Annotated in this window: 13 protein-coding genes; 4 read left to right on the top strand and 9 right to left on the bottom strand. The window is 60.7% G+C overall.

The window, feature by feature from the left end; translation table 11 throughout:
• Window positions 1-44: 44 nt before the first annotated feature.
• From pstB to AC07S6_RS02845, 6 genes are all read right to left on the bottom strand, one after another.
• Window positions 45-806 (bottom strand): phosphate ABC transporter ATP-binding protein PstB, encoded by a 762-nt coding sequence (gene pstB / locus AC07S6_RS02870; RefSeq protein WP_019817112.1) that lies wholly within the window; start codon window positions 804-806, stop codon window positions 45-47.
• A gap of 76 nt (window positions 807-882) precedes the next feature.
• Window positions 883-1,776 (bottom strand): phosphate ABC transporter permease PstA, encoded by an 894-nt coding sequence (gene pstA / locus AC07S6_RS02865; protein ID WP_014718563.1) that lies wholly within the window; start codon window positions 1,774-1,776, stop codon window positions 883-885.
• Window positions 1,776-2,741 carry a phosphate ABC transporter permease subunit PstC gene (gene pstC, locus AC07S6_RS02860; protein ID WP_127881570.1) on the bottom strand — a complete coding sequence of 322 codons (966 nt, stop codon included), beginning with the start codon at window positions 2,739-2,741 and terminating at the stop codon, window positions 1,776-1,778. Before pstC ends, pstA begins: the two co-directional genes overlap by 1 nt.
• Before the next feature lie 74 nt (window positions 2,742-2,815).
• Window positions 2,816-3,847, bottom strand: a complete 1,032-nt coding sequence (gene pstS, locus AC07S6_RS02855) for a phosphate ABC transporter substrate-binding protein PstS (protein ID WP_089041766.1) — start codon at window positions 3,845-3,847, stop codon at window positions 2,816-2,818.
• Window positions 3,848-4,291: 444 nt separating this feature from the next.
• Window positions 4,292-4,918, bottom strand: coding sequence for an isochorismate family cysteine hydrolase YcaC (ycaC, locus tag AC07S6_RS02850; RefSeq protein ID WP_003191542.1), 627 nt, complete (start codon window positions 4,916-4,918; stop codon window positions 4,292-4,294).
• A 66-nt stretch (window positions 4,919-4,984) separates the two neighbouring features.
• Window positions 4,985-5,671 carry an isochorismatase family protein gene (locus AC07S6_RS02845; RefSeq protein ID WP_057975819.1) on the bottom strand — a complete coding sequence of 229 codons (687 nt, stop codon included), beginning with the start codon at window positions 5,669-5,671 and terminating at the stop codon, window positions 4,985-4,987.
• A gap of 339 nt (window positions 5,672-6,010) precedes the next feature.
• Here AC07S6_RS02845 and AC07S6_RS02840 point away from each other — a divergent pair, with 339 nt between their 5' ends.
• On the top strand, window positions 6,011-6,907 hold the full coding sequence (locus tag AC07S6_RS02840; RefSeq protein ID WP_495111635.1) for a LysR family transcriptional regulator: 897 nt from the start codon (window positions 6,011-6,013) through the stop codon (window positions 6,905-6,907).
• Window positions 6,908-6,973: 66 nt separating this feature from the next.
• Here the strand turns inward: AC07S6_RS02840 and AC07S6_RS02835 are convergent, their stop codons facing one another.
• The gene (locus AC07S6_RS02835) at window positions 6,974-7,432 is read right to left on the bottom strand and encodes an Hsp20 family protein (protein ID WP_014718573.1); all 459 of its coding nucleotides are present in this window, start codon (window positions 7,430-7,432) and stop codon (window positions 6,974-6,976) included.
• Window positions 7,433-7,659: 227 nt separating this feature from the next.
• Here AC07S6_RS02835 and AC07S6_RS02830 point away from each other — a divergent pair, with 227 nt between their 5' ends.
• Window positions 7,660-8,088, top strand: coding sequence for a glycine zipper domain-containing protein (locus AC07S6_RS02830; protein WP_495111634.1), 429 nt, complete (start codon window positions 7,660-7,662; stop codon window positions 8,086-8,088).
• A gap of 163 nt (window positions 8,089-8,251) precedes the next feature.
• Here AC07S6_RS02830 and treS read toward each other — a convergent pair whose 3' ends face one another.
• The gene (gene treS / locus AC07S6_RS02825; protein ID WP_495111633.1) at window positions 8,252-10,315 is read right to left on the bottom strand and encodes a maltose alpha-D-glucosyltransferase; all 2,064 of its coding nucleotides are present in this window, start codon (window positions 10,313-10,315) and stop codon (window positions 8,252-8,254) included.
• 153 nt (window positions 10,316-10,468) lie between these two features.
• On the bottom strand, window positions 10,469-11,278 hold the full coding sequence (locus AC07S6_RS02820; protein WP_495111632.1) for a PAS domain-containing protein: 810 nt from the start codon (window positions 11,276-11,278) through the stop codon (window positions 10,469-10,471).
• A 187-nt stretch (window positions 11,279-11,465) separates the two neighbouring features.
• Between AC07S6_RS02820 and AC07S6_RS02815 the strand changes: the two genes are divergently transcribed.
• Entirely contained in the window at window positions 11,466-13,091 is a 1,626-nt protein-coding gene (locus AC07S6_RS02815) for an APC family permease (RefSeq protein WP_197880620.1), read from the top strand.
• 11 nt (window positions 13,092-13,102) lie between these two features.
• On the top strand, window positions 13,103-14,029 hold the full coding sequence (locus AC07S6_RS02810) for a 4-hydroxyproline epimerase (protein ID WP_103452413.1): 927 nt from the start codon (window positions 13,103-13,105) through the stop codon (window positions 14,027-14,029).
• The last annotated feature ends 5 nt before the right edge of the window (window positions 14,030-14,034 follow it).

Here is a 14,034-nt window from a genome sequence, read left to right as displayed (position 1 = left end):
GCTGACGGTGGCGCACCTGTGGTTTCTATCGAACATGGAGTTACTCAGCTGAACTTGCCACTGATGTAATCCTCGGTCATCTGTTCACGCGGGCTGCCAAAAATCTGCGCGGTCGGGCCCATTTCCACCAGGTAGCCGGTACGCGTGCCCTGGGAAATATCCACCGAGAAAAACGCCGTGGTGTCCGCCACGCGGATGGCCTGCTGCATGTTGTGGGTGACCAGGGCGATGGTGTAATCCTTCTTCAGTTCCACCATCAGCTCCTCTACCCGGCGAGTCGCAATCGGGTCGAGTGCCGAGCACGGCTCGTCGAGCAACAGCACTTCCGGCTCGGTGGCGATAGCGCGGGCAATACACAGCCGTTGCTGCTGGCCACCGGAAAGCGACAGGCCGCTGACCTTGAGCTTGTCCTTGACTTCATCCCACAGCGCCGCGCCTTGCAGGGCGTGCTTGACGCGGTCGCCCAGGTCGCCTTTGTAGCGGTTCAAGCGCAGGCCGAAGGCGACGTTGTCGAAGATGCTCATGGAAAACGGGTTCGGCTGCTGGAACACCATGCCGATGTAACGGCGTACCACCACCGGGTCTACACCCTTGCCATACACATCCTGCCCCAGGAAATGCACGTGGCCTTCGAAACGAAAGCCCTTCACCAGGTCGTTCATGCGGTTGAGGCTGCGCAGTACCGTACTTTTGCCGCAGCCGGACGGGCCGATGAAACCGGTGATCTTGTTTTTCTCGATCGGCACATGGCTGTCACGCACTGCCATGAAGTTGCCGTAGAAAATCCTGTCCAGCTTGCAGTCCATGACCACAGGCGATTGGGTAACAAACGGAGCGGCTATTTGCGCAGTTGAGACGTTCAAGATTCAGATGCTCCCGTTCTTAATACTTAGGCTTGCCGAAGATACGGCTCACAATATTCACGACCAGCACGATCATCACCAACACCAACGAGGCCGCCCAGGCGAGCTCCAGCTGGTTGTCGAAGGGCATGCCGGAAAAGTTGTAGATCAGCACGGCAAGGGAGGCCGTGGGGTTCATCACCGCCAGGTCGCCGTCGTGGTAGATCCAGTAGTTGCTGAACAGCGCGGTGAACAACAACGGCGCGGTTTCGCCTGCGGCACGAGCCACAGCAAGCATTACGCCGGTGAGGATCGCCGGCAGGCCGGTCGGCAAGATGATCTTCCAGATCACCTGCGAGCGGGTGCAACCCATGCCGTAGGCAGCGTCCTTCATGATCTTGGGCACCATGCGCATCGACTCTTCAGCCGTCAGCACCACGATGGGCAGCATCAGTACCGCCAGGGCTACGCCGCCTGCCGGTGCCGAGTAGGTGCCGGTGGTCATCACCACCAAGGCATAGGCAAACACGCCGGCCAGGATCGAAGGCAAGCCGGTGAGCATCTTGGCGGCAAAGCGTGCAGCGTTGGCCAATTTGCTGTCCGGCCCCAGTTCGGCCAGGAAGATCGCGGCCATGATGCCGACCGGCACCGCAATCGCCGCAGCGATACCGACCATCACAAAGGTGCCTGCCATGGCGTTGCCGAAACCGCCGCCTGTTTCGAAGCCGGTGGGCGGCAGTTCGGTGAACACCTCCAGGCTCAGGCGTGCGCCGCCACGGGTGATCAGCATGTAGAGCACGGAAATCAGCGGCACACTGGCCAGCAGCGCGCCAAACCATACCAATGTGGTCAACACCAGGCTGCGCAAGGCGCGGCCTTCGAACTTGCGCTGCAGGCTCGGTACAGCGGTGATAGGGGATGTGAGATTCGTCATCATCGGTTACCCCGTTGGGCGTAGAGCATGATCATGGAACCGATGACATTCACCAGCAGCGTGATGAACATCAAGACGAGAGCGGCGTACATCAATACCTCCACCTCGTTGGGCCCGGCTTCGGGGAAGTTCAGCGCCAACAAGGCTGCCAACGTATTGGCCGGCGCGAACAGCGACAGGGAAATGTTGTTGGCGTTGCCCACCAGCATCGCCAGCGCCATGGTTTCGCCCAGCGCACGGCCGAGGCCAAGTACCAGGGAGCCAAAAATACCGGTGGCGGCGGATGGCACCATCACCTTGAGAATCGCCTCCCAATGGGTGGTGCCCATGCCGTAGGCGGCCTGCTTGGTCTTCATCGGCACGCTGGTGAGCGCGTCCTGGGATACGGCGGCAATCGTCGGCAGAATCATGATCGCCAACACCAGCGCCGCCGGCAGCAACCCCGGCCCGCTCAGGGACGTGCCGAAAAACGGTATCCAACCCAGTTCGCTGTTCAACCAGGTGGTCAGTGGCCGAATGGCCGGGATCACCACGTAGATGCCCCACAAGCCGTACACTACGCTGGGGATGGCCGCGAGCAGTTCAACGATGGTGCGAAACACCGCGGCCAGCTTGGCCGGCAGAAAATCCTGAGTCAGGAAAATCGCCATGCTGACACCGAAAAAGCCTGCAATCATCAGCGCGATGAAAGCGCTGTAGAGCGTGCCCCAAATGGCCGGCAAGATCCCGTACTTGCCCTGGTTAACGTCCCAGACACTGCCAAAAAGCACATCGAACCCGTGCTTTTCCATGCCCGGCAAGGCCTTGCGTCCCACCTCGAATACCAAGGCTGCGACCAACGCCAGAATCAGTACCACCCCGATTCGCGCGAGCCCACGGAAGGTGCGATCGACCAGGAAGTCTTTGGCCGAGGGAGGTTGGCAGGCAGAATCCCGGTTAACCGGTACGACGAAAGGTTTGTTCATTGGCTAATTCCGGAACAGGGGGGAAACGCCCCCGGCGCGGCAAACAGCCCACACCGAGAGCGGCCTCACGGGTGTTACTGAATGTTGGCGGAGGCTTTGCGCACCTGCTCCACCACCGATGGCGGCAGCGGGATGTACCCCATCGAGTCGGCGATTTTTTGCCCCTCGGTCAGGCTGTACTCAACCATTTCGCGCATGGCCTTGGCCTTGGCAGGGTTGCCGTTGTCCTTGCGGAAGATCATCCAGGTGTACGAGGTGATCGGGTAAGACTTGGCACCGTCCGGGTCCGGCAACCAGGCCACCAGGCTTTCCGGCATCTTCACTGCGGCCAGGGCCTCGGCGCCGCTTTCGGCGTTTGGCACTACGTACTGGCCGGCCTTGTTCTGCAACTGGGCGAAGTCAACCTTGGCCAGTTTGGCGAAGCCGTACTCGATGTAGCCAATCGCGCCTGGGGTCTGGCGTACGGTGGCAGTCACACCATCGTTCTTGGGCGACTTGATGAATTTGTCGCTGGCCGGCCAGTTGACGGTGTTGCCCTCCCCCAGCGCGGTTTTGAATTCAGGGTTGATGGTGGCCAGGTGCTTGGTGAAGACCGCCGTGGTGCCGCTGGAATCTGCGCGCACCACCACGGTGATCGGCGTGTCGGTGAGCTTCAGATCCGGGTTGGCGGCGACGATCTGTGGGTCGTTCCACTTGGTGATCTTGCCCAGGAAGATGTTGGAGTAAACATCGCGTGGCAGCTTGAGGCCCTTGGGATTGCCCGGCAGGTTATAGGCCAGCACGATTTCACCGGCGGTCATTGGCAGCAGTTGCACGCCCTCGGCGACCTTGGCGATGTCTTCGTCTTTCATGGCCGAGTCACTGGCGGCGAAGTCGACGGTTTTATTCAGGAAGTCCTGCACACCTGCGCCGCTGCCCTTGGACTGGTAATCCACGGTGACGCCAGCGGTCTTCTTGCTGAAATCCTTGAACCAGGTGAGGTAGATCGGTGCAGGGAAGCTGGCGCCAGAGCCGGTGAGGCGCACGTTTTCGGCGGCGAAGGCCATGGAGGAGGCACACAGGGATACCGTAACGGCGAGTGCTGCGGACTTCATCAAGCTTTTCATTAAAAGGAACTCGTTGTGGTGACGGGCTCCCGAACTGTGAAGCAGGGTTGTTACATTTTTATGAAAATTGAATGGCGAGGGGGTGTTTTGTCCCGCTTTGCCGCCACAGCGCTGTATTTTTAGGGCATGGGTTAGTAACAAAATACGACTACAGTGTTGTCATCCCTCTAGCGGTACTGATCTTGCTCCCGTGACGGTCGAAGCTGATCCCATTGATGCTGCGCCATCCAACTGTGGGAGCTGGCTTGCCTGCGATGACGGTCTGACAGCCAACGCCTATTTACCTGGCACCCCACCGTTGGATCGCGTGTGTGTCAGGTAAATAGGCGTCGGGCGCAATGCCGCCATCGCAGGCAAGCCAGCTCCCACATTTGGACCTAGGGGTGTCAGTGAAATAGGCGCTCTTCCGTCCCCCTCAGGGCTAGCGGCAGCCTCGCGTCAGGCTTACTTGCCTTCAGTCAACGCGTTGTAGCTGGTAAACAGGTTGCGGTAGTCCGGAATGTGATTGGAGAACAACGTCCCCAAGCCCTCGATGTCGTTGCGCCAGTCGCGGTGCAGCTCACAGGCCAGGCCAAACCAGGTCATCAGTTGCGCGCCGTTGGCCGACATGCGGGCCCAGGCGGACTGTTGGGTCAGTTCGTTGAAAGTGCCGGAGGCGTCGGTGACTACAAACACTTCAAAGCCCTCGGCCAGGGCCGACAGCGCCGGGAACGCCACGCACACTTCGGTCACGACGCCGGCAATGATCAATTGCTTCTTGCCGGTGGCCTTGATGGCCTTGACGAAGTCTTCGTTGTCCCAGGCATTGATCTGGCCTGGGCGCGCAATGTACGGCGCATCCGGGAACAGTGCCTTGAGCTCGGGCACCAGCGGGCCATTGGGGCCGGTTTCGAAACTGGTGGTCAGGATGGTCGGCAACTTGAAGTACTTGGCCAGGTCAGCCAGGGCCAGCACGTTGTTCTTGAATTTGTCCGGGTCAATGTCGCGGACCAATGACAGTAAGCCGGCCTGATGGTCGACCAACAGCACAGCGGCGTTGTCTTTGTCCAAGCGAACGTAAGGTGTAGACATCGTGGTACTCCTGATAAAGAAGGTGACGCCCCGAGTGGGCGCCCCGTAAAGAACCCAGCGTGTTTACTAGCGCTGTGAGTCTAGTACTTCGTGGTTGTTTGCCACTTCCTGAGCCTTGACATAGCTCTCGATGAGAAGCTGGTAGTGCGGCATGGCCTGGGTGTAGACGTTGGCCCACTCCTGGGCATCCGGACGGTTCCAGGAGCCTTGCAGCTCCGACAGCGTGCCCATGATGTCGATCGGCACTACGCCGGCCTGGGCCAGGCGTGCAACGGTCAGGTCGGTGGCCAACCTGGAGTGGTTACCCGAGGCATCGACCACCGCGAACACCTTGTAGCCTTCATGCACCGCCGCAATGGACGGGAATGCCAGGCACACGCTGGTCAGGGTGCCGGCGATCACCAACGTCTTTTTGCCGGTGGCTTTGACTGCGGCATGGAACTGCGGGTTGTCCCACGCGTTGATTTCGCCACGGCGGGCCACGTACTGGGCGTGCGGCGCGGCTTCGTGGATTTCCGGGATCAACGGGCCGTTGGGGCCTTGCGGCACCGAGGCGGTGGTGATGACCGGTATTTTAAGCAGGGTCGCGGCCTTGGCCAGCGCGATGGCATTGGCGCGCAATTGAGGAACATCAATGTCCTTGACGATCTGGAACAGACCACTCTGGTGGTCAATCAGCAACATGGCGGTGTCAGCGGGGTCAATCGTCGGCTTTTGCCCATTGAAGTTTGCAGCGTTACCTGATGCAGTCATTTGCATTTCCTCTTGCTTGGCGATACCTCCCTGGCGTGTGCGCCGGAACTGCGCCCGGCCGTGCCTGTACTTCCTGTACAGATACGCTTGGGCAACGACCTGGACGTGTGTCAGCAGGCCCACCCCAAAAAAACAGTGGGACCACCTTAAGCATCGCGTTCAGGGTTAGGTAGTGGCTGAAACGGGCCGCTCCATCTCAAAAATGGAACAATGCAGCCGCACGGTGGCAAGGGCACTTGGACGTGCCGGTCGTTACAATGCGATCATCGGCTCCACCCCGTGGGTTTCAGGCACTTGCGCCAATCATGACCGTTCACTTATTTCCAGGCAGGTGCCTTCATGGACATCAAGCAGCTTAAATTCCTGATCGCGCTGGAGCAGACCCGCCATTTCGGTCAGGCCGCCGCGCGCTGCAACATCACCCAGCCCACCCTGTCGATGCGCCTGCGCAACCTGGAGGAAGAACTGGGCCTGGAGCTGGTAACCCGCGGCCAACGCTTCGAAGGTTTCACCCAGGCCGGCGAACGCGTATTGGCCTGGGCCAGGACCCTGCTCGCCGCACACGACGGCCTGTTCGCCGAAGCCGCTGCGTGCCGCGGCCAGTTGGTCGGTAACCTGCGCCTGGGCCTGGTGCCCCTGAGCGGCTTCAACCCGATCAGCTTTATCCAGGGTTTGTCCCACAGCTTCCCGGAACTCAAGTTCAGCCTCACCTCCATGAGTTCGGACAAAATCATCGAAGCCTTGGGCACCAACCAACTGGACCTGGGCGTGTGCTACCTGGACCACGTCAGCCCCAATTACCTGGAGTTTTTCGAGCTGGGCGAAACCCGCGTCGGCCTGCTGTACGACACCCGCCACTTCCACTTCGAAGGCACACAGATGAGCTGGGAAGAAGCCGCCCAACTGCCCCTGGGGATGATCAGCAATGGCATGCACTACCGAAAATCCATCGACTTGAGTTTCCGCAGCCGCGGTCTCGATCCCCAGCCGATTCTGGAAAGCGACTCCACCTTTCAACTGTTCCAGGCCATCCACGAAGGCTTCTGTTGCGCGATCATGCCGTTGGACAGCGGCCTGGAAAGCCCCATCGAGAACCTGGCGTTTATCCACCTGCCGGATGCCAGCGTCCTTGCGCCCCTGGGCATGGTGATGCGCAAGACCGAACCGCGCTCGGTCATTGCAGAGAAGTGTTTTGCCGAGGCCAGGCGGTTGTTTGCACCCAATACCCAGGCTTAGCCGGCCTGCGTTTGCAGCGCGCACAAAAAAGGCGCTCCGTAGAGCGCCTTTTTACCGCCGATTGTTTTACTGCAAGCTGACCTGACGCAGCTCGGGTTTGGTCTCACCACCAATCATGATGCGTTTTGGCTTGGCCTCTTCAGGCACTTCACGCAGCAGGTCGATGTTGAGCAAACCGTTGGTCAGGGATGCGCCACGTACTTCGATATGGTCCGCCAAGCGGAACGACAACCGGAACGCACGTTGGGCAATGCCCTGGTGCAGGTAAGCGACCTTATCGTCGGTTTCGCGTTTTCCGCCGGAAACCGTCAATACACCCCTCTCGACCTGGATATCCAGATCCTCCTCGGTCAGGCCAGCCACGGCGATCACGATGCGGTACGCGTCGTCACCGTGCTTTTCCACGTTGTGAGGTGGATAGGAATTCGGAGCCTCGCTGCGCAGCGCCGACTCGAACAGGTCATTGAAGCGATCAAAGCCCACCGATTGACGGAACAGTGGGGCCAACGACAGGGTAGTAGCCATTTTAAAATCTCCTGAGTTTCTCCAAGTGATTTAGTACACGACCCGGATTCGGCATCGCGTGATCAAAAATTTATGGACGCGCAAAAGGAATTCAAGAGGGCTGGAAAAAATTTTTCTTGCGCAAGGGGCGATCACCCAAGCCCAAGTGTTATGGCGTGTGCTCTAATCAAAATGCCAGGCGTGCTTTACCCCGTGAGCGCCTGAGACAGCCCTTGAGGTACAAAAAAATGAAAATGACATTCCCGGCCCTGGCATTGGGCATTCTGATCACCCAAGGGGCCCTGGCCGCTGGAGATGGTACGGCGGCGCTGGGAGGCGGTGTCGGCGGTGTATTGGGCAACGTGGTCGGCCAGCAGCTTGGTGGCTCGACAGGTGCGGCCATAGGCGCCGGCGTGGGGGGCGCAGCCGGGAGTGCAGTGGGTGCGCAGAAGGGCAACAAGACTGAAGCGGCGATTGGCGGCGGTTTGGGCTCGGCAGGCGGTTCGCTGATTGGCAATCGCCTGGGCGGCACCACCGGTTCACCCATCGGCGCCGGCGTGGGTGGCGCAGCCGGTGGCGCGCTGGGTAACAACCTGGCCGATGACGAGAGCGGTCATCGTTCCGGTGGTGGCAAGCACAAAGGCAACAAACATAAGCACAAGAACAAGCACCACTGATCGCGTGGCACGGCGCTGTTAGCCACCAAACACTAACCTGTGGCGAGGGAGCTTGCTCCCGTTGGGGCGCGAAGCCGCCCCGCTCTTTTGTTCAAAGAGGCTGGGACTGCTACGCAGTCCAACGGGAGCAAGCTCCCTCGCCACAGTTACCGTTTCGTCGCCTTTACATCGGCGTGCTGCTCACCACCCGCAACGCCAACCCTTCATAAGCGTCCAGGGTAATCGTGAACGCGCCCTCCTCGGTCAAATCGCCTTCCACCCGCTCATTGATGATATCCACCACCGGCCCCGGTGCGATGTTGGGCAGGTGCAGGGTTTCGGTGATCGGCGTGGCGCCAAAGTTCAGCGCGGTGATTTGCGTGCCCTTACCCGCCGGTAGTTCGTGCACCATGATCAGCAAGCCGGGATGCTCGACATCCGGCACCAGGATCTGGCGGCTGGCGGCGATGTCGTAGGCGCGGCGTACGGCGAGGATTTTTTGCAGTTGGGAGGCAAAGGACTCCGGGTCCTGCAGTTGGCTGTTCAGGCTGCCATACAGGCTTTTGGAGCGCGGCATTTGCCCAGCTGACAGTTCGGCGTCGGGGTTCAGGTCTACCAGATCATAGGCGCCACGGTGAATCCAGCGTGTGTCGCCATCGGCCATCAGGTGCGCCACGTCTTCGGCCGCCAACGGCAGCGCGCCCACCAGGTCCCAGCCGGACAAGGCAAACACCCCAGGTTGCATGGCATTGTACATCACCAGCAGCAAATGGATCTGGCGAATCTGCTGGCTATCCGCCGGGGTGATCGCCTCCAGGTCACGAATACCCAGGGCTGCGGTGATGATGCTGGCGGTGGTGCAGGACACGCCGTTGGTGACGAACTTGAGGTTGTACGGCGCATGCTCACCGGTCAGGCGTTCGTACATCTGTTCGCGGATATGCTCGCGCAGGATGTTGCCGGGGAAGGTCTGGCCCTGGAACAGGAAGCTGTCATGGGCGTGCAGCGTCCAGAAGTGCACCAGCTCCAGGGTCAGTTCATCGTGGTTCTGTAGCGCGTGAATCAGCGAGCCGGGGTCGATGCCGAGGCTGTGCATCTGGTGCAGCATCAGGCGCAGGAACTCGGTGTCGCCCATCAGCAATGCATGCTGGTAGGCCGGCCGGGTGATGAAGTCATAAGATAGGTCAGCGCCGCCGTGGGACATGGACGCGATGTCGTCCACAGTGAGGTTGAGTTCCTGAAAACTGAACCCGCCCGCCTTGCGAATGGCGCCGCCGAGCAACTGATTGCCGGTGATCGACAGCGGATGGCTTTCGGACCAGGCCGTGCCATCGAGCTTGCGCTCCACGCCGAGAAAGCCGTTGGCGTCCAGGCGCAGGATTTTCGCGCCCATCACATCAATGGCGTGCAGCGCATCACCGATGATCATCTGCTGCGCAGCAAACGAAGGGTCGAGCCAGTTGAGCGACGGCTGGCCTTCCTTGAAGTAATGCAGGTACACCCAGCGCCGCGGCTTGCCATCTACGCCGAGCACCACCGGAGTGGCGCTCCAGTCGGTTTCTTTGACGCCGGGCTCGAAGAAAATCACCCGCTGCAATTGACCGACGATGTAGTGCTTGTCGCGCAGTGCGTCTACCTGGGAGGGGCTGAGGTTGTGTGCATCGCGCCCGGCGGCCACGTCGGGCAGCAACGGCCAGTCTTCCTCGCGGATTTCGACCATGTGGTACAGGCCGGGATAGTCCTCATAGGCCATTTCTGCCAGACGAAAGTCCGCGCCCTTGCCGGTGTGCGACGGGATCACATCGTCGATGATCACCGCATTGTGCGCGGCAGCCATGCGCGTCAAAGCCTGCAATTGTGCCTCGGTGCCCAGTTGCGGGTCGATGTCGAAGCTGATGCGGTCGAAATTGCCGTCGATGGTCGGGGTGTGCTCGGTGCCAGACAAGCCACCGGACTTCTTCAACGGGCCGTTGTGAATGCCCTGGATACCGATTTTGGACAGGGTATGCCACAGGGTTTCGTCCCCCAACGCTTCCAGCACGGTGCCGCCTTCGCGGGTGACAATCGACGCGGGGTAGGCCGTGAACCACACCGACGACAAGGCTGAAGCGTCACGCGGCCGGGTCTGTGCATAGGGCTGCTGCCACAAGCGGCCTTGCCCCGAATAAAGCTTGGCCCGCTGCCGCGCTGCGTGGAGCATGGAATGTTGCACCAGCCAGTTCACATGGTCGTTGTTCGCCGCGGTCATAAGCTCGGTACCTGTCGTGGTGAAAAGGGTCGGTGTAAGCATATGAGGGGCGTGGGCGCCATTCGTTGCATCGACTTGGCTTCATCCAAATGTGGGAGGGGGCTTGCCCCCGATGGCGGTGGATCAGATAAAAATATCCTGACTGACACACTGCTATCGGGGGCAAGCCCCCTCCCACATTAGATTTTCATCTGGCCTGCTGCCTTGCGTCGCTTGCCGGTACTGCCTCGGGGTGAACCCGGTTGAAGATTTGAACTGCCGGGTAAACGCGCTGTGATCGGTGTACCCGCATTGCAGCGCCACCTCGGTAATTGGCAGCTCGGTATGCAACAACCGCCGGGCATGTTCCAGCCGGACTTTCTGGATCATTTGCCGAGGCGTGAGGTGAAACACGCGCTTGCAGTAGCGCTCCAGTTGCGCCACGGAAATCCCGGCGATGCGGGTCAATTCCCCCAGGGTGACGCGGCGGTTGAAGTGGCTGCGGATGTGTTCGTCCACCGCCGCCAGGCGCTGATAGGCCGGGTGGGTTTCGCTGGCAGACTGCAAGTCCACCGAAATTCCGGCCAGGCCAATGATCGCGCCGAGTTGGTTGTACAGCGGCCACTTGTGGGTCAGGCACCAGCCGGGTTCGCGGGTGCCGTAGAGGTGCAATTCGAGTTGATCTTCCAACACCAGGCCCTGCCTCAGCACACGACGGTCCTGTTCGGTATAGCCGGGGCCCAATTGTGCGGGAAACACTTCGGCGCTGGTCTTGCCCAGCAGCGGTTGCAGTTGTTTGAGGCCGCAGCGTTGCACCAGGGTGCGGTTGGCGAGCACGTAGCGAGCGTCGATGTCCTTGATGAAAATCGCAGCATTGGGCAGTACATCAAGCATCGGCAGCAACTGCTCTACTCCGCTTAATAGCTGCTCGATGCTGTGGGGTCGGCTGCCTTGGAAAAGGCTCGCGAACGCGCTTTGCAACATGACTTTCTCAGCCCCTTTATTCGTCGACAGCCAGCAGATTGAGGCATGGGGCGAGCGCTGTCGAGCGCGGCAAATTGTGCTGAATTCGTCATCCATCCCTGCGCAAAACATCAATCGTCAGCCTGCCTGATGGGTTCAGGATAGCGCCACTGCATGCCTATCCAATAACTCACAAAAAGGCGCCGCTATGTCAGGCCAAGGCAAGTTCAAGAAACAGCTGTCACTGATGGACCTCACCTTTATCGGGTTGGGAGCCATCTTCGGATCGGGTTGGTTGTTCGCCGCCAGTCACGTGTCTGCCATCGCAGGCCCGGCGGGGATTTTTTCCTGGCTGCTGGGCGGTTTCGCCGTGCTGTTGCTGGGCATTGTCTACTGCGAACTGGGCGCCGCCCTGCCCCGCGCTGGCGGCGTGGTGCGCTACCCGGTGTACTCCCATGGCCCGCTGCTCGGGTACCTGATGGGTTTTATCACGCTGATCGCGTTTTCCAGCCTGGTGGCGATTGAAGTGGTAGCCTCGCGCCAATATGCGGCAGCCTGGTTTCCCCAGTTGACCAAGGCCGGCTCCAGCGACCCCACCACCCTGGGCTGGCTGGTGCAATTTGCATTGCTGTGCCTGTTCTTTGTGCTCAATTACCGCAGCGTGAAGACCTTTGCCATCGCCAATAACCTGGTGAGCGTATTCAAGTTCATCGTGCCGTTGCTGGTGATCGGCGTGCTGTTCACCTTCTTCAAGCCTGAGAACTTCCAGGTGCATGGCTTTGCACCGTTCGGCTTGTCGGGCATCGAGATGGCCGTGTCGGCAGGCGGGGTGATCTTTGCCTACCTGGGCCTGACGCCGATCATTTCGGTGGCCAGCGAAGTGAAAAACCCACAGCGCACCATCCCCATCGCCCTGATCCTCTCGGTACTGTTGTCTACGGCCATCTATGTGCTGCTGCAAACCGCGTTCCTCGGCGGCGTGCCTACCGAAATGCTCGCCAATGGCTGGGCCGGCATCAGCAAGGAACTGGCCCTGCCCTATCGCGACATCGCCCTGGCGCTGGGCGTGGGCTGGCTGGCCTACCTGGTGGTGGCCGATGCGGTGATCTCCCCCAGCGGCTGCGGCAATATCTACATGAACGCCACCCCGCGCGTGGTGTATGGCTGGGCGCAGACTGGCACCTTCTTCAAGATATTCACGCGCATCGATGAAAAGTCCGGCATCCCGCGCCCGGCGCTGTGGCTGACCTTTGGCTTGTCGGTGTTCTGGACCTTGCCGTTCCCGTCCTGGGAAGCGCTGATCAACGTGGTGTCCGCCGCCCTGATCCTCAGTTATGCCGTGGCCCCGGTGACAGTCGCCGCCCTGCGCCGCAATGCACCCGACATGGCGCGCCCGTTTCGGGTCAAGGGCATGGCGGTGCTGGGCCCGCTGTCATTCATCATCGCTGCGTTGATCGTCTACTGGTCGGGCTGGAGCACGGTGTCCTGGCTATTGGGCCTGCAAATCCTGATGTTTGTGGTGTACCTGCTGTGCGCGCGCTGGGTGCCGACCGCGCACCTGAACCTCAAGCAACAAGTACGCTCCTCGGCCTGGCTGATCGGCTTCTACGCCGTGACCATCCTGCTCTCCAAGCTCGGCAGCTTTGGCGGTATTGGTGTGATCAGCCACCCGTTTGACACCCTGGTGGTGGCGGCCTGCGCCCTGGGCATTTACTACTGGGGCGCCGCCACCGGCGTACCCGCCCACTTGGTACGCCTGGAGCAGGAAGAGGACGAAAGCGAAGTCGTCAGCGACGCGCACTACAGCGCCCCACTGTCCCCGACTACCCACTGATGGAGCGCCTTATGAAACGACTGCATGTGATTGACTCACACACCGGCGGTGAACCTACACGCCTGGTCATGAACGGCTTTCCCGAACTGGCGGGTGCTTCGATCGCCGATCAACTGGACCACCTGCGCACCCACCACGATCAATGGCGCCGCGCCTGCCTGCTGGAGCCACGGGGCAACGATGTGCTGGTGGGCGCGCTGTACTGCGCGCCGGTTACGCCGGGGGCGACCTGCGGGGTGATCTTCTTCAACAACGCCGGCTACCTCGGCATGTGCGGCCACGGCACCATCGGCCTGGTTGCCTCGCTGCATCACCTGGGGCTGATCCAACCGGGCGTGCACAGCCTTGACACGCCGGTCGGCCCGGTCGCGGCCACCTTGCACGAAGACGGCAGCGTGACCCTGCGCAATGTACCCGCTTACCGCTACCGCAAGCAGGTGCCGGTTGATGTGCCTGGGCATGGCGTGGTGCTGGGCGACATCGCCTGGGGCGGCAACTGGTTCTTCCTGGTGTCGGACCACGGCCTTGAGTTGCAGATGGATAACGTGGAGGCCCTGACCGACTACACCTGGGCCATGCTCAAGGCCCTCGAAGCCCAAGGCATCCGTGGCGCAGACGGTGCGCTGATCGACCATATCGAATTGTTCGCCGACGACGCCCACGCCGACAGCCGCAACTTCGTGATGTGCCCCGGCAAAGCCTATGACCGCTCCCCCTGCGGCACCGGCACCAGCGCCAAGCTCGCCTGCCTGGCCGCCGACGCAAAACTGGCCGCAGGAGAACCCTGGGTACAAGCCAGCATCACCGGCAGCCAGTTCCTGGGCCGCTATGAATGGGACGGCGAACGCGTACGCCCATTCATCACCGGCCGCGCCTACATGACCGCCGACAGCACCTTGCTGATCGACGAACAAGACCCGTTTGCCTGGGGCATCTGAGCCCA

It is taken from the genome of Pseudomonas sp. GW821-FHT07B01, from assembly GCF_059419065.1.
Note: the sequence above shows the minus strand (reverse complement) of the source record. Positions and strands in the feature narration are given on the sequence as shown.